The 24,303-nt window shown below is 36.5% G+C and carries 25 protein-coding genes and 1 tRNA gene; 23 read left to right on the plus strand and 3 right to left on the minus strand.

Translation table 11 applies throughout. The features are described from left to right. Positions 1-49: 49 nt before the first annotated feature. Positions 50-211 carry a hypothetical protein gene (locus IGJ74_RS04765; protein ID WP_427369336.1) on the minus strand — a complete coding sequence of 54 codons (162 nt, stop codon included), beginning with the start codon at positions 209-211 and terminating at the stop codon, positions 50-52. Between the two features lie 61 nt (positions 212-272). Here IGJ74_RS04765 and IGJ74_RS04770 point away from each other — a divergent pair, with 61 nt between their 5' ends. The 9 genes from IGJ74_RS04770 to IGJ74_RS04810 all read left to right on the plus strand — a co-directional run bounded on the left by IGJ74_RS04770 (position 273) and on the right by IGJ74_RS04810 (position 7,935). After that, positions 273-614, plus strand: coding sequence for a family 1 glycosylhydrolase (locus tag IGJ74_RS04770; RefSeq protein ID WP_430608697.1), 342 nt, complete (start codon positions 273-275; stop codon positions 612-614). Positions 615-1,011: 397 nt separating this feature from the next. Further along, the gene (locus IGJ74_RS04775; RefSeq protein WP_201706032.1) at positions 1,012-2,352 is read left to right on the plus strand and encodes a murein hydrolase activator EnvC family protein; all 1,341 of its coding nucleotides are present in this window, start codon (positions 1,012-1,014) and stop codon (positions 2,350-2,352) included. A gap of 384 nt (positions 2,353-2,736) precedes the next feature. Continuing rightward, positions 2,737-3,072 (plus strand): hypothetical protein, encoded by a 336-nt coding sequence (locus IGJ74_RS04780; RefSeq protein ID WP_218193598.1) that lies wholly within the window; start codon positions 2,737-2,739, stop codon positions 3,070-3,072. Positions 3,073-3,101: 29 nt separating this feature from the next. Beyond that, positions 3,102-5,069, plus strand: coding sequence for a heavy metal translocating P-type ATPase (locus tag IGJ74_RS04785; protein WP_074536934.1), 1,968 nt, complete (start codon positions 3,102-3,104; stop codon positions 5,067-5,069). A gap of 23 nt (positions 5,070-5,092) precedes the next feature. Beyond that, positions 5,093-5,428 (plus strand): ArsR/SmtB family transcription factor, encoded by a 336-nt coding sequence (locus IGJ74_RS04790; RefSeq protein WP_051661423.1) that lies wholly within the window; start codon positions 5,093-5,095, stop codon positions 5,426-5,428. A gap of 206 nt (positions 5,429-5,634) precedes the next feature. Beyond that, a complete protein-coding gene (locus IGJ74_RS04795; protein WP_029486039.1) occupies positions 5,635-5,859 on the plus strand; it encodes a hypothetical protein in 225 nt (74 codons plus the stop codon). A 23-nt stretch (positions 5,860-5,882) separates the two neighbouring features. Next, a complete protein-coding gene (lspA, locus tag IGJ74_RS04800; protein ID WP_034706604.1) occupies positions 5,883-6,347 on the plus strand; it encodes a signal peptidase II in 465 nt (154 codons plus the stop codon). Positions 6,348-6,591: 244 nt separating this feature from the next. Beyond that, complete coding sequence (locus IGJ74_RS04805; protein WP_010821312.1) at positions 6,592-7,191, plus strand: tyrosine-type recombinase/integrase; 600 nt, start codon at positions 6,592-6,594, stop codon at positions 7,189-7,191. Positions 7,192-7,239: 48 nt separating this feature from the next. Next, positions 7,240-7,935, plus strand: coding sequence for a Fic family protein (locus IGJ74_RS04810; protein ID WP_218193600.1), 696 nt, complete (start codon positions 7,240-7,242; stop codon positions 7,933-7,935). Between the two features lie 187 nt (positions 7,936-8,122). Here IGJ74_RS04810 and IGJ74_RS04815 read toward each other — a convergent pair. Further along, a protein-coding gene (locus IGJ74_RS04815; protein ID WP_208787855.1) for an IS3 family transposase occupies positions 8,123-9,249 on the minus strand; the annotation gives its coding sequence in 2 pieces (ribosomal slippage) (positions 8,123-9,021 and positions 9,021-9,249; 1,128 coding nt in all). Between the two features lie 450 nt (positions 9,250-9,699). Here IGJ74_RS04815 and IGJ74_RS04820 point away from each other — a divergent pair. From IGJ74_RS04820 to IGJ74_RS04835, 4 genes are all read left to right on the plus strand, one after another. Next, positions 9,700-10,716: a DUF916 and DUF3324 domain-containing protein gene (locus tag IGJ74_RS04820; RefSeq protein WP_074536554.1), complete on the plus strand. Its 1,017-nt coding sequence runs from the start codon at positions 9,700-9,702 to the stop codon at positions 10,714-10,716. Positions 10,717-11,049: 333 nt separating this feature from the next. After that, a complete protein-coding gene (locus IGJ74_RS04825) occupies positions 11,050-11,397 on the plus strand; it encodes a DUF7006 family protein (RefSeq protein WP_074536553.1) in 348 nt (115 codons plus the stop codon). Between the two features lie 1,050 nt (positions 11,398-12,447). Next, positions 12,448-13,188 carry a helix-turn-helix domain-containing protein gene (locus tag IGJ74_RS04830; RefSeq protein ID WP_074536552.1) on the plus strand — a complete coding sequence of 247 codons (741 nt, stop codon included), beginning with the start codon at positions 12,448-12,450 and terminating at the stop codon, positions 13,186-13,188. 13 nt (positions 13,189-13,201) lie between these two features. Then, a complete protein-coding gene (locus tag IGJ74_RS04835) occupies positions 13,202-13,483 on the plus strand; it encodes a hypothetical protein (RefSeq protein WP_255324131.1) in 282 nt (93 codons plus the stop codon). A 638-nt stretch (positions 13,484-14,121) separates the two neighbouring features. Here IGJ74_RS04835 and IGJ74_RS04840 read toward each other — a convergent pair. Continuing rightward, positions 14,122-14,194, minus strand: a tRNA-Lys gene (locus tag IGJ74_RS04840). A gap of 79 nt (positions 14,195-14,273) precedes the next feature. Here IGJ74_RS04840 and IGJ74_RS04845 point away from each other — a divergent pair. The 10 genes from IGJ74_RS04845 to IGJ74_RS04890 all read left to right on the plus strand — a co-directional run bounded on the left by IGJ74_RS04845 (position 14,274) and on the right by IGJ74_RS04890 (position 24,159). Further along, a complete protein-coding gene (locus IGJ74_RS04845) occupies positions 14,274-14,510 on the plus strand; it encodes a helix-turn-helix domain-containing protein (RefSeq protein WP_074536550.1) in 237 nt (78 codons plus the stop codon). 60 nt (positions 14,511-14,570) lie between these two features. Next, a complete protein-coding gene (locus IGJ74_RS04850; RefSeq protein ID WP_223597470.1) occupies positions 14,571-15,758 on the plus strand; it encodes a tyrosine-type recombinase/integrase in 1,188 nt (395 codons plus the stop codon). Positions 15,759-16,253: 495 nt separating this feature from the next. Next, positions 16,254-16,820, plus strand: a complete 567-nt coding sequence (locus IGJ74_RS04855) for a DUF1836 domain-containing protein (RefSeq protein ID WP_034872437.1) — start codon at positions 16,254-16,256, stop codon at positions 16,818-16,820. Then, positions 16,813-17,673 carry a DegV family protein gene (locus IGJ74_RS04860; RefSeq protein ID WP_005237394.1) on the plus strand — a complete coding sequence of 287 codons (861 nt, stop codon included), beginning with the start codon at positions 16,813-16,815 and terminating at the stop codon, positions 17,671-17,673. Before IGJ74_RS04855 ends, IGJ74_RS04860 begins: the two co-directional genes overlap by 8 nt. A 132-nt stretch (positions 17,674-17,805) precedes the next feature. Next, entirely contained in the window at positions 17,806-18,510 is a 705-nt protein-coding gene (yycF, locus tag IGJ74_RS04865) for a response regulator YycF (protein ID WP_010747607.1), read from the plus strand. A 3-nt stretch (positions 18,511-18,513) separates the two neighbouring features. Then, complete coding sequence (walK, locus tag IGJ74_RS04870) at positions 18,514-20,355, plus strand: cell wall metabolism sensor histidine kinase WalK (RefSeq protein WP_008377228.1); 1,842 nt, start codon at positions 18,514-18,516, stop codon at positions 20,353-20,355. Then, the gene (locus tag IGJ74_RS04875; RefSeq protein ID WP_005237392.1) at positions 20,352-21,662 is read left to right on the plus strand and encodes a YycH family regulatory protein; all 1,311 of its coding nucleotides are present in this window, start codon (positions 20,352-20,354) and stop codon (positions 21,660-21,662) included. Before walK ends, IGJ74_RS04875 begins: the two co-directional genes overlap by 4 nt. Then, a complete protein-coding gene (locus IGJ74_RS04880) occupies positions 21,663-22,517 on the plus strand; it encodes a two-component system regulatory protein YycI (protein WP_016620617.1) in 855 nt (284 codons plus the stop codon). It abuts the gene before it with no gap. 55 nt (positions 22,518-22,572) lie between these two features. Next, a complete protein-coding gene (locus tag IGJ74_RS04885) occupies positions 22,573-23,379 on the plus strand; it encodes an MBL fold metallo-hydrolase (protein WP_005237390.1) in 807 nt (268 codons plus the stop codon). A gap of 42 nt (positions 23,380-23,421) precedes the next feature. After that, positions 23,422-24,159: a MurR/RpiR family transcriptional regulator gene (locus IGJ74_RS04890; protein ID WP_008377233.1), complete on the plus strand. Its 738-nt coding sequence runs from the start codon at positions 23,422-23,424 to the stop codon at positions 24,157-24,159. The last annotated feature ends 144 nt before the right edge of the window (positions 24,160-24,303 follow it).

The following is a 24,303-nucleotide window of genomic DNA, read 5'->3' on the forward strand; positions in this document are numbered from 1 at the left end:
ATTCCTCCTGCTATCTTTTTCTATTATTCTACCTTATCTGATAGTAGATTTAAAACTTTGCAACAGAACCAATCGTCGTATGAGAAACGTTAATGCCACGATCATATAAGATTTCTTGAACTTCACGATAGCTAAGGTTATAACGAAGATAGTAGCCCACGGCTAAAATAATCACATCCTGCTGAAATTGCTTTCCTTTAAAATGATTCATCGTCATTCCTCCTGCTATCTTTTTCTATTATTCTACCTTATTTGATAGTAGATTTAAAACTTTGCAACAGAACCATATTCATTTAATGATTGTAGAAAATGGATTGGGGGCAGTAGATAAATTTACAGAAGATAGTTCAATTAATGATGATTACAGAATTAACTACTTAAAATCTCATTTAATAGAAATGAAGCAAGCGATATATGAGGGTGTGGAAGTCTGGGGCTATATGGTTTGGAGTCCTATAGATATTGTCAGTTCAAGCACAGGGGAGATGAAAAAGGGATATGGGTTGATTTATGTCAATAGAAATGACAACCAGAAAGGAAACTTTGAAAGATACAAGAAAAAATCCTTTTGTTGGTATAAAGATGTTATTGGTTCCAATGGGAATAACTTGTAGGAAGCCACTGGTTACTCATGAACTGTAAATGTAGAAAATTTTTAGATTTACAAGTCTCTGATATTTCAATTTAAGAAAAGCTTATTATTAAGATGAGAATTACAAAGGGAATTAATTGGCTAAAATCCTTTAATCCTCACACTTACGTAAAATTGAGATAGGATAAGAAAAAGCTTAACAGGGAGTGGTATATCTTTTTTAATGCTACAAGGTGTAATCAGATATTGTTGAGTATCCATCGGATTACTATCAAAATCGGTTACTTGTATTTCAAAAATATGACAAAATATTTCTATTTGTTTCTATTTGTTTTAAATTCTATTATTTCGAATATTATTTGTTCTATTTGCTATGCTTTATATAAATAATATTTATTAAAAGTATAGGAGAACTGTTTGTGAAAAAAAATATTTTTATTTCCAGTATTTTAATGTTGTTTTCTATGTCAGTGGTTTCTGCATATGCGGAGGATCTAGACAATGAGATCGGTAAACAGGAACAGAAAATTGATGTTATAAAGAAAGAAACAAAGACCATAGAGGAGCAAAAGTTAGATACCGATAATTCAATTAAGAAAATTGATGCCGAGATTAAAGAAATACTCGAAAATAAATCAGTTACAGAAAAAAAAGCAAATGAAATTTCTAAAGAAATAACGGAGCTCACTATAAAGATTAACAAAAGAAAAGATTTACTAAGAAATCAAGCTAGAGATATTCAAACTTCTGATTCATCAAATAGTTTAATGGAGACATTACTCAGTTCAGAATCTATTAGTGATGCAATAAATAAAGCAGTTGCCTCTATTACGATTATGAACGCGAGTAATGGTATAGTGGAACAACAGCAGATGGATATAGAAAAAAGTGTTGTACTTGAAAAAGAATTAGAAAAAAAACTAGCTGACATCGAAGATCAATCTTCTGAATTAGATAAGAAACAGAGAAACTTAGTAGATATCAAATTGGGACAAGAATTAGAAATAGCTGAATTATCCTTATCCCTAAATACTGAAGAAGAAAAGAAACAGAAACTCATTGAGGAAAGAGATGAGGCAGAAAAGAAAAAGAAATTAGCTTTAGAGGCTTTGGAAAAGCAACGAAAAATTGAAGAAGAAGCTAAAAGAATGGCTGATTTGGAAGTATCTAAGAAACAAGAGACAAGTAATAATAATTCAGCAGAGAATGCGGAATTGGTTGATGAAAAACCAATAAAAGAAAATCCAAGCGAGACAAGTAAATCTGAAGAAAATGTTGTATCGGATGAAGAAAAAAGCAACGTAGATTTGTCTTCCAAAGAAAAAGATGTTCCATCAACCGAGGAGTCTAGTTCGTCAAATAATGGTTGGACTAGGCCTCTGGATTCTATTAATATTTCAAGCCGATTTGGGTTTCGCTCAGATCCTACAGGATATTCTGGAAATCAGCATGACGGTTTAGATTTTACCGGATCTACTGGAACTCCGATTTATTCAATTAATTCCGGAGAAGTTGTTGCGGCAGGTTATGGACCGTCTACTGGAAATCATGTGATTATAAAACACTCTAACGGTATGTATAGTTATTATATGCATATGAGTACACCACCGGCGGTATCAGTAGGCCAGTCAGTCTCTTCAAGAGAATACTTAGGAGGGATGGGAACGACGGGTAATTCTACTGGAGTTCACCTTCACTTGGGCATGTCTACAGGATTGTGGTCCGGTTTTGTGGACCCAGCGACTTATATAGGCTTATAGAATTGCAAATTTTTTTGTTTTAGAAAAATCTAGTGTTTAAGGCAGTATGCTTTATTACGCTAGATTTTTCATTTGATTTATACACCTTTTTTTAAACTATTCGAAGTAATAGAATTAACTTTTAATACGTTAAAGAAAAGTATAAAGAATATAAATTAGATAATTATTTCAATATTTTTCAAAATAGTTTAATCTCATTTATAGAATGTGGTTTAGATATCGACGTAAATTTAGGTAAAAATTGGTACTATATGTTCAAAAGTAATCGGTCGAAGCTAATTACACAGAAGAAAAACCGTATTTTTTAAAAAAACATATGAATGATTTGACATATGTGTGATTGGTCATTTATAATATTATTACATTAACTAAAGGATGAGTAAGATGTCAAAAGAAAGAAAAAAAGAAATACGGAGAAAATTGATTAAGCTTTTAAATGAAAATCCTAACTGGTTAGATAGTGATCATACAGAACTAAAAAAAGAAATTCAGTTGTTGGGACAGTTTCTAGGATATAGCTCCAAAAACAAAAAAATTGGAGACTTAACTTTAGAAAAATATTTAAAATTACTTAGCTTAGGTTTCAATAACCAAGAAATAAAAGGAATCTATCAGTTATCTGAGGGTAGCTTTAAGGAGTGGTTGAAAGAGCATGATTTTTATCGGCGAAATGTGGATGAGATTTTAAATGAAAACAAAGGATTCAAAAACTATGATTAATCATAAACAATATTTAGGAGGTAACATAAATGGACAAAGATGAAATCAACAACAAAAATCATTCTCTTAAAAACGAGACTAGTAACCATGGGGGTACTGAGCATAAACATAATGAAGAACACGATCACAGCCATGGGAATATCCCAGTGTATTTTTACTTCATTGGGTTAATCGCATTTTTAATTGCTCTATTTTTAGGAGAAGATCTACTTATACTTTCTAACATGTTATTTAGTATTACGGTGGTTTCTGCAGGGTACCATGTAATCATAGAGGGCTTTGGAGATACAATAAAAGATAGTTTGAAAACAAAAAAATTTATGCCTAATATTCATTTTTTAATGGTATTAGCAGCAGCTGCTGCAATGATTATTGGCAGTTTCGAGGAAGCTGGTCTATTAATTTTGATTTTTGCAGGAGCACATTTCTTAGAAGATTACGCAGAGGGTAAGAGTAAGAGAGAAATTACGAATCTGCTAAAGCTAAATCCCACGGAAGCCAGAAGACTATCAATTGACAACTCTGTTGAAGTCGTGTCAGTTGATCAATTAGTGGTCGGAGATAAAGTGCAAGTTTTAAATGGAGGACAAGTGCCTACAGATGGAAAAATAATCTCTGGAACAACATCAATCGATGAGTCGTCTATAAACGGTGAAAGTATTCCAAAAGAAAAAACAGTAGGTGACGATGTATTCGGAAGTACAATTAATGGTACCGGTTCGTTTGTTATGGAAGTTTCAAAAGATAGTAGTGATACTGTATTTGCAAAAATATTAAAACTAGTTGATCAATCGCAGAAAAATTTGAGTAAAACAGCAACAACCATAAAGAGGTTAGAGCCCAAGTATGTGACCTTAGTATTGATGATTTTCCCATTTATATTGGTCTTGGGTCCAACAGTTTTTGGATGGAGCTGGAATGTAACTTTATATCGAAGTATTGTATTTTTAATTTCATCTTCACCTTGCGCATTAGCAGCTAGTGCGGTACCAGCTACTTTATCAGCGATTTCTAATTTAGCTAAGAGAGGTGTACTGTTTAAAGGGGGATCATTTTTATCTAATTTAGGGGAACTTAAAGCTATTTCTTTTGACAAAACAGGGACTTTGACGAAAGGAAAACCCGTTGTTACAAATCAATATTTCATTGATGGGGTCGACGAAGAAGAGGTAATCGACGTTATTGTATCAATGGAAAAAGAATCAAATCATCCTTTAGCGACTGCTATAGTTAGTAATTTTCCACATACGGAGACAAAAACACTATCAGTAGAAAATGAGGTTGGCAGAGGATTAGTATCAACTTTCAATGATAATGAGTATAGAATTTCTAAACCTTCGGAATTTAACAGTTATGATAAAAACATAAAAGAAAAAGTTAATGAGTATTCAAAAGACGGAAAGACTGTTGTTTTAATAGCAATTAATAAGGAAGTTATAGGTTTAATTGCATTAATGGATGTCCCTAACTCGAATGCAAAAGATGCAATAGAATACTTCAATGATCAAGGTGTTCACACTACTTTAATTACAGGAGATGCTAAACTTACGGGTGAATCGATTGGCAATGAGCTAAAGATTGGTCAAGTAATTGCTAATGTTTTACCGGAAGATAAGGCGAAAATTGTTAAACAGCAACAGGATTCATATGGACTAACTGCAATGGTAGGTGACGGAGTCAATGATGCGCCAGCTTTAGTTAATGCGGATGTAGGAATTGCTATGGGCGATGGAACGGATGTTGCTATCGATGTAGCGGATGTGGTTCTAATGAAGAATGACATATCGAATTTAGTTTATGCTCATAAAGTATCTAGACGATTAAATAAAATTGTCTGGCAGAATATTATCTTTTCAATGTTTATTGTGTTGCTATTAATATCATTAAACTTTTTAGGTAAAATGACTATAGGAATAGGAGTTTTAGCTCACGAAGGAAGTACTGTGTTGGTTATTTTTAACGGATTGAGATTATTAATTCCTCAAAAAGAAATGTGAAAATTATAGGACGGAGATTCTAAATGAAAAATAAGGATTTAGAAAGATCAGTTGAGGGAGCCCAGAAAATCGTAAAAGTACTCAATGATCGAACCAGACTAAAAATACTGTTTTTTTTGTCGAAACAAGAAAGAAATGTCTCTGAATTACAGTCATTGGTCCAAAGATCACACACAGCAACATCGCATCATCTTTCTAAGTTGAAAAGTAATAGGATGGTTTCAGCAGAGCGTAAAGGAAAGTATATGTACTACTCCTTGAATGATGAACATATAAAAACTATTTTAAAAGTTCTGTTTGAACACACTATGGAAGAGGGTGAATTTTGTGGGACACCATCACAAAAAAGATTATTATAGAGATGACCACCATAAAAGTAACACTTACAAAAAAGAACATCATGGTAATCATGGTTCCTATAGAAGTAACAGAGGCTGCTTAGGCTGTTTAACTCAAATATTCCTAGTTTTAATTATAGTATCATTTATCTTTATCAGTGTTAATTTGTGATTATTAGCTGATGTGTTAAGTAATTGAGGTAAATATTTTGATACGGAGGAACTCAATGAATAGAGAAGAAATTTTACAAACAATCAAAGATCTAATAGCTAATGGCAATATTGAAGAAGCAAATGCTCTTTTGAATGAACAAGCTACATTCTTAGCAGATTATTATGATCAGGCAGCTGGATTATTTGAAAATTTAGATACTGTGCAAATACCTTTTTTTAATAACAAGGAAACTATATTGTTGTTATGGGAAAAACTTTCAAATTTATTCAATAAATAAATATTTAGATGATGAGGGCTTTCATGTTATTTGTAAGTGTAATATCAATATTCGTTCTTCTAAGTGTAGATCAGATTGCTAAATTATTGACAGTTAATATTTTTGCATTATATGAAGAAAGAGTCATTATTCCCGATATTTTTTCACTGACCTATATTCAAAATAGTGGGGCAGCTTGGGGGATTTTGAGTAATAATACAAACTTATTGATTGTTATATCGGTGCCCATAATCGCTATGTTGGGTTGGCTAATGTTAAAAAGTAAAAAAAAGATTCTGACGAGTGGCCTGAATTTTATTATTGCAGGTGCATTGGGAAACTTAGTAGATCGAATAAGGATTGGCTATGTAGTTGACATGCTACGTCTTGATTTTCTAAATTTTCCTGTATTTAATATTGCAGATGTAATGTTGACGTTTGGTGTGCTTTTGGTGATCACTGATTATCTATCAGATAAAATATCAAATGTAGAGAATAAAAATCATTGATTTTAATGGTCTTATGCAAGACATTCTGAGAAAAGTGCTATTAAAAAGTATCTGCTTAAATATATTCCATAAATTTTACTGATGTGACACAATCTGATTCTGTCACATTCGTTAAAATCGCTCCATCCTTAGAGGCTCTAAGAGGAAATCACTTTTCTTTTAGGGCCTTTTTTCTATAGCTTGTTTAAATGTGACTTATTATCTGTTATAATCATATTAAGTAACATTTGAGAGGGGACTAAAAATGAAGAGCGTGGAACCGATTCGCGATAAAAAAAAGATCGATGCCATGAAGGCAATTTTAGCTTCCGGAAAATATGGGCAACGAAATTTGGTGCTTTTTTCGATTGGAATCAATACGGCGTATCGAATCTCCGATTTAAGACAGTTAAAATTAAGTGATGTGTTAGAAATTTCCCGTGGTCGGGTGATTGTCAAAGAACGTCTGGCCATGAAGGAACAAAAAACAGCGAAACACAATTCGGTCTTCATTTCGAACAAATTACGAAAAGTGATTCTTGATTATGTTCAATCCGAATTTCCTGAGCAGCTGCAAGTACAAGACTTCAGCAAGTATTTGTTTCCAAGTCGAAAAGGAGCAGATACGCCCTTGACCCGACAAAGCCTTTGGCGGATCATTCATGAAGCTGGAACAGCGGTTGGGTTGAAAGAAATTGGTCCCCATTCGATGCGCAAGACCTTCGGCTATTTTTTGTACAAGCAAGGGACCAAAACAGAGATCATTCAGTCGCTGCTCAACCATTCTTCACAACGGGAGACCTTACGCTATATTGGGATCACTCAGGAAGATAAGGATACCGCAGTAAAGAGTTTGGATTTATGACAGAATAACGCCCTATATAATAGAAGGAAAAATTCAAGAGGTGAGAAAATGAACGAAAAAAAACGGCCTAACTTTCCTGATAAATATCACTTATCTCGCAAAGAGTCTGTGTATTTATTGAAGAAAAACATTGTGGAACTGGTGTATAATGCGGGGAAATTCGAAGGATTGAATACAACGTTGTTACAAACAGAAGAGATTATTAAATATAATCGGGCCAATAACGTGGCTGTAGATGATGTCCTGACCGTCGTTAACTTAAAAAGAGGCTTTGAAATGCTTTTAAACGACGTACAGGAGCCCCTGTTAGAGACAAGTAAGCGGATTAATCGGATAGTTGCAGCGGAAGATGCCCTTTTTCCTGGTGAAATAAGAACCGGCGGAGTAGAAGTATCGACTATTCAAGGAAGATATGTGCCACCAATGTTAACTGAAGATGAGGTAAAGAATCAATATGACGAAATAATGAATCAAGAGATATCAGAGACAGAAAAGGCATTGCGACTGTTTCTATTCATTTCGAAAAATCAAATATTTTGGGATGGCAATAAGCGAACAGCATTGTTAACTGCTAACAAGATAATGTTCAGCCAAGGTTTGGGATTGTTGTCCATTCCTGAAAGTGTATTTGCAAAATTTAATGAACTGTTATCTATGTACTATAATAGCGACCAATCTAGTGATGAATTAAAAATTTTATCATTTATACATGAAGAATGTATTTATGGTATTCGTTATTTATAGTAAACAATAGAACAGTTACTGAATTACAATAAGCCAATAAAAAGGAGAGTATGTAATGTCATTAATGTCAATAAATTATTTTGGATATGCTGTATATAATGTAACTGTGGAAGAATCAATAGTAAACTTGTTACGATTTGAGATATGGATTTGAGTCAATATCTTGGACATATTTTAGTAGAGACTGTTACGTCATTTTTGCTTTTGCCAACTCTTCAAACTCCTGTGGGGTTAGATAGTGAATCGAGCTATGGATTCGATTTCGGTTATAAAACCCTTCAATGTAGCTAAATAGTGCTCGATTTGCTTCTTCAAAATCTGAGTAGCTAGTCGTGTAGACTTCTTCCTTTTTCAATGAAGCATGGAAAGATTCGATTCCAGAATTATCATAAGGTATTCCCTTTCTACTATAAGAATGCCTTATTTTGTTGGTTTCAAGCCATTGTTCCACTTCTCTGGCTGTGTATTGGCTACCCAAGTCAGTGTGTAGAATCATTCCTTCTGGAATGTCATACTGCATTTTTGCTTTGTTCAGCGTTTGAATGACACAATCCACAGTCATTCGTTTTGAAAATGTATAGCTAATAATCTTTTTCGTGTGTAAATCCATGATTGAAGATAAGTAACACCAACCATTTTTCTTAGTAGGAATGTAAGTAATGTCAGCTGCCCATTTCTCACAGATAGTCTTAGTAGAAAAGTCCTGATTTAAGAGGTTCTCTTTTGAAATAATCGGTCTATTAGATCTTTGAGGTCTATATTTTTTAACTACAATCGACCTTAAATTTAATTGTTTCATTAGCTTTTGGACATGTTTAAGAGACACTGAAATACCTTCTTTTAATAAAACTTGATGGATCTTTGTGGCGCCATAGCGTTGTTTATTCGTAAAAAAAATAGTTGAAATCTTCTTTTTCAACGTATTATTTCTGATTTCTGTAACTGTCAATGGTTTGTTCTTATAAAAATAATAGACACTTCTAGGGATTTCTAATAACCGACACAACAAAGAAACAGTGTAATCCTTACACCACTTTTCAATAAATTGAACAAGCGAATTTAGGTTTTTCGAGAGAATATGGCTACGGCTTTTTTTAAGATTTCAAGTTCCTCTTTCAAACGAGCATTTTCTTTTCTCAGTTCAGCCACTTCTTTTCCAGTCAGTCCTGTGGACTGATTAGGTAAATATAAATTCTTCCATTTGTAAATCGTTGCTTCAGATAAGCCATATTCTTTCGCCAACCCTCGAACAGAACGTCCAGTTTGATTCAGTTCAACAATCATCTGTTTAAAATTTTCTTTATATCGGGTCATAAAATTCATCCTCTCGTAGATAAGTTTAATTTATTCTTGTCTCTACGAAAAGCTGTCTAAGATTTGATACTAACACCAAACGTCAAACTGGAACATATGAAACCACCTTGGAGTGGATTCTTCAATCGGTCCCTGATAATGTCATTCAATGATAGAAATCAACTGGATGCGTACTTCATCAGATGTTCAAACAGCCTAACATCCAATAGGAAATCATTTTGGTTGTTAGGCTATTTTTCTGTTTGGCCATTTGCGAGGATTACAAGCAAGAGGAATCTGGCGGTACTGCTCCTCATTAGTAATCATGATGGTCAGTTTGGTCATCGTCGCATGCACAAATCGAGCGTATATGATTCATGAATTTTGCTATGCTGGGTAGGAATTAGGCACTAATGGTAGTAACAAAAGAAATGAAGGCAATCCCCGTGGAATATAGAGAGGAAGATCGTTATGAATAAAATACTATTTGACAGTAAGAAAACTATGATGTACATAGTGGTAATTTTTATATTGACCCTGTTTTTTGGCCCAGTTGCTTTTGCTGATCAATCTGCTGGTTTTTCAGTTAGACCGATTCTGAGTGAAAATCAAGTGAATTCTGAGGTAGGCTATTTTGATCTGAATCTTGAGCCTGGAGAAAGCCAGACGTTATCTTTGGAGTTACGAAATATGTCTGATGAAGAGATCAACTTATCAATATCCGTACATACAGCTTTTACAAATGTGAGTGGTGTAGTGGAATATGGTAGTGACGCCGATATCCCAGATGACACCCTACCATTTTTTTTGGCTGATTATATTCAAGGAGATGGCAAGATTACTCTTAGTGAAGGGGAGACGAAACAATTAGATCTCTTATTAACCTTACCAGAAGATAAACCATTTGAAGGTGTTCTAGCAGCAGGAATTCGCGTGGAAGAAATCAAAGATAGTGAGCATTTGTCAGAAGAATCAATGGCTATTGAGAACACACTGTCTTATGTTATGGGCCTCGTTGTATCGAATAAGCGGGAGCAACTTTCTCCCGAGCTAGATCTTTTAGATGTCTATGCGGACCAATTAAACTTTAGAAATGTGTTTAGTGCTCAGATTCAAAATCAATCGGGGACGTTTGTTAATCAGTTTGAGGTTATTGCATCAATTTATAATGAAGATCAAACAGAACGCCTTTATTCCACAGAGGCATCAGGAATGCAAATGGCTCCTCACTCCAATTTTGCGTTTCCAATTCCTTTGAATGGTGAGTCATTTATCCCAGGAACTTATGTTCTCCATCTACAAGCAAATTCAGGAGAATTAGAGTGGGAGTGGACGAGGTCATTTGTGGTAGATGATGAGACGTCTAAGGAATTTAATCGACAAGATATAACTATTTCTAGTCCAAATAATTACTGGTTATTTATCTCTATTTTTCTTGTTATACTCTTACTCTTAGTGTTTTTTTATAAGAATAAGAAAGCAACTTAAGAAGATTGCATAGTGATAGGAGACCAAATAAGTAAATTCTCTAACAAAAAAAATTAATCCATAAGAATACAGTAAACAATCGTTACAGTTGCTTAAGCTAATTTAAGTCAATTAAGATGATAGGTGAGAGGTTCTGACTAAGTTTCAGTGTTATTTTACATGTCTAAGGGTATATGATATCCACCTGATTACTGTACGAAAAAAATATTTTTAGTCATGTATAGTTTCTTTAAAAGGATACAGACCATAATGATGGCAGTGAAAAGAATTAAAATAATGCGTAGCTAGAATGTACCAAATATAACATTTAAATGTTTGGAAAGGAAAATAAACATGCTTCTATTCACAACAGAAAAAGATTATACTAACTATTTCTGGCAAGAATTGGATGAGTCTCGCAGAGATACAGAAGAAATTCGAGAGTATATCAATAAACAGATAGTTAGACTGATAGAGCTGACTGATAATATTTCAAAAACAACATTTTGGCAAGATCTTCCAGAAATACTGGGGATTGATGCAAAGTTGAATCTTTTAGTGGAATTGTGTAAAATTCAAGAATTTTCAAGTAATGAAATCATTCGAATCACCGAGAATGATTATCGAACCTATTTCAAAGAGTTATGTGGCTATAATTTAAGCATGAAAACGGAAAATTCAATGATATTTAATATCTCTTGATATCAGTAGAAAGAGGAAATAATTATTTTCTTGAAAGTTAGTGGTGGAAGAATATGAAATGTAAACTAAGAACATTTTAAAATGGGACTTTGCTTAGCGTGGACTCAAAATTTTATATTTCTTGATTTCATAAAGCATAAACAAGGACTTTACAATTAATGCAGGAATAGCTTTTTCAGTAAGGGAAAGATTTTCCTAGATATGTAATAATGAGTAGATTTAATTTTAATACATGATTAAAAAAACCTTAGTCATTAAAGATTGATTAGTTGTGCAAAATAAAATCTGTGTCAGATTGAACATCAATCTGGCCCAGATTTTTTGCTTTTCCACATTGAACAATTGATGATCAAGAAAGGGCCTGGTTCTCAATTACTCATATGATTCAAATCCGTAGGAAACTAGTAATATTTCTTTTGTATGGGTATTCTTATCTATTATTTTTCTATTGGGATCAGGATAAATCATCGCATTAGTGATGACTTTTTCTTATTAGGTTAGAAAATTTTGAAGGTTTACTCGAAAACCGCCATATAAAGGTTAAAGAAGTTCAATAAATAAGTAAAAAGAAAAAATTAGGATCTGTGTCTCCAAAGGCATCAATTAACACTTATAAAGAGGAGGTTAGGCGTTCGAAAAAGTTAGGTGACATTTTGATTATTAAAAAGTATTTTGGCAGGACTTCGTGAGAAGATATGAAATTTTGTTATTTATATTAAATAGTTATTTTTAATTCGTTTATAGAGTTTTTTATCGGTGTTATTTCTTAATAAGTGATATATTTTACTGAAATTTGGATTGTATATTGAATCGCTTAAAAAGAAAAATTATATGCTGATAATTTAGCATTGATGGATTGAAATATTTAGAAGTGATAATAATAATTTGTAATTTGAATCAATAATTTTGCGGTTTTAATCATTATTATTTGAAAACGTTTTACTTATTTATACTTTATGATAAAAGTGAATTAAGAAGTTGATGAATACGTACAGAATATGACAACTTTTACAAATAAAGTGAGTAGCATAAAGTAGGAGGGTGAAAAGAATGATAGAAATCAAAAATATCTATTATACAAATGGTAATAACTATTCTCCAAATGATCATGGCGCAAATGGTTGGGCTATCCTGTTGACGAAGAAAGGACTGTATATGGAGAAATCTGAGGTAGAAATAATTCTGATAGAATCACATATGATCTTCCATTACATTTCGCAGAGCTTAATGAATCAAATCATTATTGTCGAGTTGAATTTATTTTGTAAGCCTTCTTCAAATTATATTCAAAAGATTGATCTGATAATCAATCAAGAGTTATCTAGCTTAATTCAGTTACTTTTTACAAGGTTTGAAACGAGAGATCGAACGTATGTAGTGAATCCCGCTATCGAAATGATAATAAGAAAGACATTTCGATTGAATCTTTCTACGCTAAAAGAATACTTTGAAATATTTAAGTTAATAGCATTCATACAAGAGAATTTATCTGGAAATGTGACCGTTAGTGACTTGGCAGAGTTTATGCACATGTCCAAACCAACTTTAAATCGTTTTTGTATGAACAAATTAAATAAAGTGCCTCAGGATTTAATTAATGATATCAAAATTACGTTAGCGAAAAATTTGTTGGAATCGACAGATGAAAAAATTTTTGAGATTGGTGAGAAAGCTGGTTTCTTTAACGCCAGTGCATTTACTATTTTTTTTAAAAAGGAAACCGGGTTATCTCCAAAAGAATATAGACAAAACTATTTTAATTCTTGGAAAGAGCACAGCCTAACTATTTAGAGGTGAAAGTGATATGGGAAGTAGAGAAATAGAAGCTCGTCTAATAGAAATCATGGATGAAATTGTTGCTTTATCAAAAGAATATGTTCTGTTAAAGAATCAAAGATTTGAATACGACAAGAAAGTTTCACAAGAGAGAGTTTATGAAGAATATGTAAGAGAGAATGATTACCAAAAATATAAGAATAATTATGACATTATTTCGTTATATATAGCTTCTTTTTTAAAAGAAAAAGGTATCCCAACTAGATCAAAAACTATTTATGAATACTTGGTGAAAGAAAAGCTAATATAAATATCTTATAGTAATTTGCAAAGCAACTATCTTAAGAGGATGCACGATGATACTCATGTTAATGTTGAGCGAGTATATAGGGGCTATTATCAATATAGAAGAAAATCAAAATGAACGATAAATGAATCCAGTGGTGTCTTCAATCACTAACAATTAATTGAAGGAAGGAGACATACTGTTCTTTTAGAATCACTAGTCTTTGTGTTTCGGATCAACTACTTTTCAATATGTGTCATTCTAGCCTGTACTTATATATATTCTGAAAAAAATTTGGTAAAACTATTTTAGAAAGGAACGCTTTCGTTCTTTTATTGCTCATTGATAACCAAATAGCCCATTTTCTAAATTCTTTTCAGTGATTAAGTAGCAGGCAACTTTTGGCGCCAAGATCTCTTAGATTTGAAGGAGCGATAAACCAAAAGTTGCGACTAAAGCATGGAAACTTTAGGCAAAGAGATAATTGTTGAAGATAATGATACTCACGTAAGCGTCCCGCTGACGAACAGGGGGAGGAGGAGACTCCTGTGTACCTTTTCCAAGGTGGTTTAGAAAATGTTTAAAATAAAAAAAGAACAGCATAAATGTTTTCGAAATGCTTTCGCACCAACATTTACCTGTTCCGTGGGTTTGGCACCCAATGGGCCATGAAGGACTCGAACCTTCGACACCTTGATTAAGAGTCAAGTGCTCTACCAACTAAGCTAATGGCCCAAAATTTATTACTTTGATATAGTATCACTATTTTAAAATGTTGGCAACAATAATCTATGGTTTTTTTTAGGAGGTAAAAATGGAGCGAAACATTTATGACGTCATGTTTGAGAACTATAAAGATCTGGTTGGAATAAATGAATTGAGAGAAATGTTAGGAGGGATAGGGAGAAATAAAGCTTATGGGCTACTAAAATCGAACAAGATAAAACATGTCAAGATAGGCAGCAACTACAAGATTCCTAAAAAGTGTGTGATCGAATACTTACAAGATGCCCAAAATGTGGCAGATGAGCATACGCAGGCTATGGTATAATAAAGATGTTAGAATTGCGTTTTCCATAGCTTGCTTTTTTCATTTTTAGGAGGATTTGAATTGAAATTACGAGCGAATATTGTAGAAAAACGAGGAACTCTCCAAGTTGTCGTTACAATAAAAGATGATTTTGGAAAAACTTCTCAACGATGGAGAGATACCAAACTAAAAATGAAAGGAAATAAAAAAAGAGCTGAAAGAATAAAAGAACAATTTATATCTGAGATCGAGCAAGAAATTGCTATGAAACAAGAGGATTATCTTGTTTTAAAACTGGAAAGAACCGAAACGCCTTTTGTCGATTACCTATATAGTTATCTTGAAACTGCTAAAACACAACTGTCAAAAACGTCTTATTTTAGTTATAAACGTTACATCGATATTAGGATAAAAGATTATTTTGGACCAAGTGGAATTATGTTATCTGACTTAAAACCGGTCCACTTGCAAAGGTTCTATCAAAAAATATTAGACGATGGGTGCACTGGAAATACTGCTCTACACTATCACGCTTTTATTAGAAAAGCTTTACAGGAAGCTTTTATGACAGAACAGATAGATAAAAATATTGCTGATCGTGTACGTAGACCAAAAAAGGACTCCTTCGTGCCAAACTTTTACACAAAGGATGATGTGCTAAAACTACTTCAACTATTTAAAGGTGAGAAGCTCTATCCAATAATTCTATTAACAGTATTTTATGGATTTAGAAGAAGTGAAGTTTTAGGGCTTAAATGGGATGCGATTGATTTTGTGAATAAGACGATTACCATTAAACACGTAGTTTTGGAAAATAAAGAAGACTTAACAACCGTTCTTAAAGAAGACAGAACTAAAAATGCTTCCAGCTATCGTTCTGTTCCTTTAATAGAAACAGTTGAAGAGGAGTTAGTGAAATTAGCGTGGTGGAAGGAAAAAAATAAAAAGCTTTTCGGAGCTGAATATAATTACGAAGACGACGATTATCTCTTTACCATGGAAAATGGCAATATCATAAGACCAGATTTCGTTTCCAAACGATTTGCGAAGGTAATCAAGAGAAACAATATAAAAAGGATACGATTCCACGATTTGAGACATACAACAGCTTCTATAATGATTGGAAATGGTGAGCACATGAAGAAGGTGCAAGAGTGGCTTGGCCATGCCTCTTATACGACAACTGCTAATCTTTACGCACACCTTGATCCAAGTTTCAAATATGCTTCTGCAGAAAATTTAGCAAATACATTTGGATTCAAAAAATAAATAACAAAAAAAGACTTGATCAAAATTAACTGGCAAGTCTTTAAACGATTACTATTAAAAAAAGTCTGTCATTTTGTTGGCAAATTGTTGGCAATTAAAAGGCTTGAAGATTATCAACTAAGTAAACCTCATTAAAACCTCTATAAATCAACGTTTATAAACACACCTCTACATAAGAGGGCAGGTGATTAAGAGTCAGCTGCTCTACCAACTGAGCTAACGGCCCGTACCAAAAGTACTTCATTATCTTAGCACTCCGGTGTTTAAAAATCAATCATTCTTTTGAAAAAAATGTGCGCTTTTTTCAGTTGGAAAACAGGGGTTATCTTAAAAAAACACCATTCGTTCCCCAATTTCAAATGATAGGAAATTCTTAAAAGATTGATCAGATTGCTTTAAAAACTCAGAAAACCGTGATAAAATGTATCTAGTTATCGAAACTAGATGATTAGTTTGTGATAATCTAACCTTCTGTTAGTCAAAATGGAGGATGACATGGAAAAATTACAATCGGACATGAAAACATGGGGTGAATCGCTGCTGGAATTCCATCTGCCTAGGTGGGAAGAGTTGCCAACCCTGGAACTGTATATGGATCAGGTAATCACTTTGATTGACCAATATTTATCACCTGTGATCCAAACAGAAAAACATCCGCTATTGACCTCTTCTATGGTCAATAATTATGTCAAAAAAGGGATGATCCCCGCACCAGAAAAAAAACGTTACAACCAAAAGCATCTCGCATTTTTGATCGCGATCACGATGCTGAAGCAAGTGTTGACAATTCCAGAAATAAAGACAGGCATCCTTTTTCAAGGGAAAGCTGTCGGAATCAGAAATGCCTATAATGTATTTTGTGAAGAACAAGAAAAAGCAATTCATCTTGTTGGCAAAGAAGCAATGGGAGAGCCCGAGCAAATGGCATCGGAACCAATCCCGATTGAATTAGTGGCCATGAAAGGTGCAACGCGTTCCTTTGCTAATAAATTGTTGGCAGAAAAAACCATCGAATTAGAAGTCATTTATTTAGAAACACATAAAGGAGAAGCCCATGAATAAAGAGAAAATTGCCCTATTAGTTGATTCAGGTACCGATGTTCCCGCACAGATCATGGAGCAATACGGCATGTATATGCTGCCATTGCAAATAATCTACAAGGATCGGACCTATACCGATAAAGTTGATATTACTGCCGAAGAAATTTACGAACGTTTGCCGCAAGAGATTCCTAGTACTTCATTACCTGATGGCGCGGCGATCGGGGAAATCTTTGATCGGATCAAAGCCGATGGGTATGAAAAAGTCCTTGCCGTAACCATCTCCAGCGGATTGAGCGGAACGTTTAATGTCGTTCGACTGTTAGGTGAACAACGGACGGATCTTGAGGTTTTTGTACTTGATACGAAAAATATTGGGATCGGTGCAGGGCTGCAAGCGATTCGTGCGGCAGAACTGTTAGAAAAAGGCGTGACTTGGGAAGAATTGCGGGCACAATTAACGAATGAAGTACCGAAAAACAAAGTCTTTTTCAACGTAGCTACCTTAGAGTATTTACAAAAAGGCGGCCGGATCGGTCTGGTTGCATCCATCTTAGGTAATGCTTTGAAATTGAATCCAATTATCTCTTGTAATGAAGAAGGGATCTACTATACGGTCGCAAAATCTCGTGGACGGAAGAAAAGCTTGGATAAAACCGTTGACTTGATCAAGCAATTCATCGGTGACCATCGCCATGTGCGTTTAGCCGTGGCCCAAGGTGATGCACTACAAGAAGCCAAAGAGATGAAAGCAAGATTAGAAGCCGAATTTCCTAAGGTCAAAGAAATCTTGTTTGGGCAAATCTCTCCCGCGTTAGTTGTCCATACGGGTCCTGGGTTGTTAGGGATCGGTATTCAACTCTTAGAAGAGTAAAAAAGAAAGGCCCCGTGCCTTTCTTTTTTTGTGCTTTCCTTAAGAATGAGGCGGCGGTTTTTGGGAAAGATGAAAAGCCTGTTTAAATAATGTATAATAAGTAAGAAACCAAAAAAAATTGAGGTGACATTTTTGAAAAAGATCCTAGTCGTGGACGATGAGAAACCAATTTCTGATATCGTCAAATTTAATTTAACCAAAGAAGGATATGAAGTATATACCGCCTATGATGGAGAAGAGGCATTAGAAAAAGTAGCCGAGGTCGATCCTGATCTGATTTTGCTTGATTTGATGCTACCAAAAATGGATGGATTGGAAGTTGCACGGGAAGTGCGCAAAACCCATGACATGCCGATCATCATGGTCACAGCCAAAGATTCTGAAATCGATAAAGTACTAGGCCTTGAGCTTGGTGCGGACGATTATGTAACCAAACCATTTTCAAACCGGGAATTGGTGGCCCGCGTCAAAGCCAATCTGCGTCGCGGCTCGGCAGCTGCGAAGGAAGCAGACGACAATGCCAACAGCGAATTAACGATTGGTGATTTAACAATTCATCCGGATGCCTACATGGTCACTAAAAATGGTGCAGCCATCGAATTGACGCACCGGGAGTTTGAATTGATGCACTACTTGGCAAAACATCTTGGTCAAGTGATGACCCGAGAACATTTATTGCAAACTGTCTGGGGCTATGACTACTTTGGTGATGTTCGAACCGTTGACGTGACGGTGCGCCGTTTGCGTGAAAAAATCGAAGACAGCCCGAGCCATCCAAACTATTTGGTTACTCGTCGCGGAGTGGGCTATTACTTGCGGAACCCAGAACAGGAATAAGCTATGAAAAATAAGGTTCGCTTTTTTCAATCGGTGAACTTCAAAATCGCCCTGACTTTTATCTTGATCTTATTGATTGCGATCCAGATTATCGGGGCGTATTTTATTCGCGAATTGGAAAGAACAACGGTCGATGCCTTCAAACGCGACATGGAGGCACGGGCCAGCACGTTAGTGGTGACATTAGGCTCTGAATTGAGTCGCATGGATAATGATGACGGGTTGGATTGGGATTCCATGAATGCTTCCCTGAATCGAATCTTAACGAGTACCAACTCTTCAGAAATTTTGGAGATGCGGGTGGTGGATGAGCAAGGGATTATTCGTGCAACCACCAATATCAATGATCGTGGCTCGGTGGGAGAAAAAAATGATTACCGTGATTACGATACGAACCGCAGTGAAGTCCTTTATGATGAATCCAGCGGTCAGCGGGTGTTCAATATCGTCCAGTCGATCCAATCACCGACAGGGGATACCGTTTTAGGAACCCTTTATTTACGGAGCAATCTAGAGTCAAAGTACAATGAAGTCAGTACGACGGCGGTCATTTTTGTTACCGCCTCGCTGATTGCGGCAGTGATTTCGATCATTGTGGCACTATTGGTCTCTCGTTCGATTACCCAACCAATTGGAGAGATGCGGGAACAAGCGATTCGCATCGCTAAAGGAGATTATAGCCGAAAGGTCGCGATTCATGGGAAAGATGAATTGGGACAATTGGCGGAAACCTTCAATCAACTAGGGGAACGAATCGAAGAGACTCAAGAGGCGATGGAGTCCGAGCGAAATCGTTTGGATAGTGTCTTATCCCACATGACAGACGGCGTTGTTGCCACCGACCGACGAGGCAAAGTCATAACCATCAATGAGATGGCGATGTCCTTGTTGAATGTCACTAACGAAGAAGCGATCGGGCAGTCGATTTTGACGTTATTGGAAATCGATGAAGAATACACGTTGCGAAAACTTTTGGAAAATCCTGAAGACATGCTTTTGGAACGTCCTAGCAATGATTTGACGGGAACAAATCTGATCTTGCGCATCGATTTCTCCATGATCCGTCGAGAGTCCGGGTTCATTTCCGGTCTAGTTGCGGTAATGCATGATGTCACGGAACAAGAAAAAAATGAGCAGGAACGGCGAGAATTTGTCTCCAATGTTTCCCATGAGTTGCGAACACCTCTAACGAGTATGCGTAGTTACATCGAAGCGCTGAGTGAGGGCGCTTGGAAAGATCCAGAAATTGCACCGAACTTTCTAAAAGTGACCTTGGATGAAACGGATCGGATGATTCGCATGATCAATGACCTATTGAGTTTGTCGCGGATGGATAGCGGCAATTCACAACTGCAATTGGAATATATCAATTTCAATGAGATGGTTAATTTCGTGTTGGATCGTTTTGACATGATGGTGACGAATGAAAGCAAAAAATATCTGATTCGTCGGGAGTTCACCAAACGAGAATTGTGGGTAGAAGTCGATACGGACAAAATGATCCAAGTGATCGACAACATCATGAATAATGCCATCAAATATTCGCCAGATGGTGGGATTATTACGGTGAAATTGATGGAGACTCATAACAACATCGTCCTTAGCATCAATGATCAAGGACTAGGAATTCCGAAAAAAGATCTCACGAAGATCTTTGATCGTTTTTATCGAGTCGATAAAGCTCGAGCCCGCCAACAAGGAGGCACCGGCTTAGGGTTGGCGATCTCACGTGAAGTCATCAAAGCTCATGGCGGTGCGATTTGGGCGGAAAGTCGAGAAAATCGCGGGTCAACATTTTACATTATGTTGCCGTATGAACCGTATGAGGAGGATTGGTGGGTATGAGAATCTCAGAAAAAATCATTCGAGCAGGTTTAATCGTGATGATCGCATTGAGTTTTTATTTCTCCTATATGATTTGGCTAAATCCGACCGGGTTCAACAATGCCAGCACCGAAACAGATACTGGCGTCAATCCTTCGGTTCAAACGTACAAACAAAAAAGCGATTTGTTTTTGCCCCTATATCTAACATGGAATGATGAAGAGGATATCAAAGAAACCAACTCTGAAGCGGTGATTCGAGAGATCCAAGAGGTGATCAACGAGGCAACGATCAGTGATTTGACCCTGCGAACCTATGGTGAAGAACAGGCTTTTTCGAAAGCCCAAGAGGTCGATCAAGGAATATCCTTAAACTACTATACGACATTTTACTTGAAAGATTACGAGAAAACCTTTGATAAAGAACTGTCCTTAGAGGACGAAAGTGAAACAGAGGATTTTCCGTTTTCTCGCATCCAGTTTGATCTCGAAGAAAATACGATCCAATTTGTTGACTTTACCCATCAACGAGTAGTTCGAGGCAAGATCGACTGGGATAAAAGCCAAGTAAAACACTTGCTAGCAGACAATCCTCGGGAATGGACGGCAATGAGGACTGATCAAGAACGATCTAGCAATCAATACTATACGCAGGATTCGATCAAGCTAAAAAAATACAGCTACTATTCTTCGACACAGTCTCAGAGTTTGTTCCGAGAAGCCTTTTTCAGCAATCCTAAAAATGTCAAGATCAACGACGAAAGTGTCGATACCTACTATTATGAAGGTGGGCAAAACATGACGGTCTTGCAAGATCAGCAGCAAGTCAAGTTTGAAACCACCACAGACGGTTCCGATGAAATGGATCTGGCAATGTTGAGTGCGGATTACATTATTCGTCTAGGCAATAACTTTGGGACGATCCGCTATTTTGATCAACAAGACAAACACTTGGATTATCGGGTTTTCGTCGAAGGCTATCCAGTCTTTAGTACTGGCGGCCAAGGGGTGATCAGTGTCGCTTTTTCAGAAAGTGGTCAGACCGGCAGTCGTGAAATGACGATTTCTGCCAGCTTGAATGCGATCCAAGTGCCGATTCCTTCTGAAACGGAGATTGAATTGCCTTCTAGTTTGTCAGTCAAAAATGATTTGATTGCGGCAGGGGCTGACCCAGCGTTGTTGCAACAGATCATCGTCGGCTATCAGTGGGGGGAGATCAAAGATGCACCACTGGTTGATTTGACGCCTGCTTGGTATGTCAATTATGACTCGTCTTGGATTAGCTATGATGCATTAATGACAAAATTAGCAGAAACGGAGGAGAATTAATTGGATTTTAAACGAATCGAATGGATTTTTTTCCTCGCTTTTCTTGGTCTGAATGTCTTTTTATTCAATGTTTATAGTGAGGCTCGCAGCGAGCATCAGATGGTTTCACAATCAAACCAAACGATTCCTATCGAACAACGACTTGATTCTGAGGACATTCGGTATTCTGGCGAATTATCAGACGAGGTCTTGAGTGGCTATTATTTGAGCGGTGAACAGACGGATTTTGATGCGGAACTACGAAATCCGCAACTCAATACTCAGTTCAAAAGAGGGTCGACGGTCAAAGGGCAGCAGTTGATCCATGTCTCAACCAATGGCTTTTATATCAGTGATGATTCTCAAACGGAAGAAACCGTCAATGGTTTCTTGCAACGAAAAGATCAAGTCCTATTTGGGGATGAATATGACTATTTGGAAAACCTCTCTGTCTTGAACGCCAATCATCCGACCGTGGTGGCGGTTCAATCCTATGAAGGCATTCCTTTCAATGACAGCTCAAGTCGGATCGATATCACCTTAGAACAAACGGATGATCTTTTGCAGATTGCCCGGTACACCCAAACACATATCTCCAATATTACGCCTCTAAGGGAAAAGATGACGGTCTATTCAGAAAAAGAAGCAGTAAATACACTTTATCTGAACAACAAGCTGCCGAGTCACTCGAAAATTCTCTGGACGGAATTAGCCTATACGATGATTTTAAAAGTTAGGGAAAAAAATGTGTATATTCCTGCATGGTTTATTGCTTTCCAATTAGATGGCGATGACACCATCCAAATCGAAACGGTCAATGCCTTCAGCAATCGGATCATCACGAATAATGCCGTTCAAAAGGTAGAAAATCCATAAAAAAGCGGGTATAATGGAACTCGTTGAAACAACCAGAGAGGAAGTCACGTAAACCATGATGAAGGAAAATGCCTTTCAAGTAAGTATTCTAGCCAGCGGAAGCTCAGGGAATTCGCTCTATATCGAAAGCAATAAAAAGCGGATCTTAGTGGATGCCGGTTTGAGCGGCAAGAAGATCACTTCATTATTGGATGAAGTAGGGCGCAAACCAGAAGACTTGGACGCCATTCTTGTGACCCACGAACATCGGGACCACATCCACGGTGTTGGAGTACTGGCACGAAAATACAAACTTGATGTCTATGCGAATACAAAAACATGGCAAGCGATGGATCCAATGATCGGTAACGTCGCTGTCGAACAAAAACATATCTTTGAAATGGGAAAAGTGCTGACCTTGGGTGACTTGGACATTGAAAGCTTTGGCGTCTCTCACGATGCTGCAGCGCCGCAATTTTATCGTTTCCATAAAGACGGCAAATCATTCGTGATGTTGACGGATACCGGTTATTGCAGCGATCATGTGCGAGGCATTATCAAAGGCGCCGATGCGTACCTTGTGGAAAGCAACCATGACCTAGAAATGCTGCGAATGGGTCCTTATCCATGGAGTCTCAAGCAGCGGATTCTTGGAGATCGCGGTCACTTATCGAATGAAGATGGCGCACTTGTCATGACGGATATCTTGACCGACAACACCAAACGGGTCTATCTTGGTCATTTAAGTAAAGAAAACAACCTGAAAGAGTTGGCGCACTTAACGATGGTCAACACCATGAAAGAACATGATCTAGGTGTTGGAGAAACGTTTGAAGTCTTTGATACCGATCCTGACAAAGCGACGGAATTATTTGCGATCTAATCGATCATCAGAGCGATGAATTTGTTGGGTGGAGGCAGTGGGATGTTTGATGAAGAAAAAATCAAGACTTTGAACGAGCTTGAAATGGCAGTTTATAAATACATTGTCCAGCATTTTGAAGAGATCGATCAGCTGACGATTCGCGAATTGTCAGCTGCATGCCACGTCTCAACGTCGACGATTTTACGATGTATCACGAAATTGGGCTATCGTGGATATTCAGAGTTAAAGTATGCAATCTGTCAAAAAAAGGAACAAGACGCACGAGCGTTTGATCTTTTCTATGATGCAACGATTCAAGTCAATACATTCTTAAAAAAAGTCAATAATGAAGATTACCGTAAGTTTATCCAGCCGGCAGTAGAATTGATTCTTTCCGCACGCCATGTGGCGTTTTCCGGTATCGGCACAAGCGGCATTCTGGGCACCTATGGCAGTCGCTATTTTGCCAACTTAGGCATTAATGCTTATAGCATCGTTGATCCCTTTTTGCCAGTACCGTCTCGTGGAATGGAAAATACGTTAGCAATCATTTTATCGGTGTCGGGTGAAACCATTCAAATGATCAAGCAAACGGAAGACTTCAAACGCTATGGAGCAAAAGTACTCAGCATCACCAATGATGAAAAATCGACGATCGCCCAAATGGCAGACTACAATATATCGTATTATATGCCCGTCGTAAGTGGCGGAAAAGAAGTCGATTTGAACCTGACAACGCAAGTCCCGGTGATTACACTGATCGAACTTTTAGCCCATCAAGTCTACAAGCAAATCTAAGCGATCGTAAAAAAACAGCTTCGGCTGTTTTTTTTGTTGGAACATGTTTCATAACTTAGAAAAGCTATAGGCAAGGGGAATATTATCCATTAAGATTTATTTGTAAGCGAATTCACTGGCCGGTGGATGGAATTTTATTTTAGG

The sequence above is a fragment of the Enterococcus sp. AZ009 genome, from assembly GCF_050548785.1.
Classification (GTDB): Bacteria; Bacillota; Bacilli; order Lactobacillales; family Enterococcaceae; genus Enterococcus_D; species Enterococcus_D entomosocium.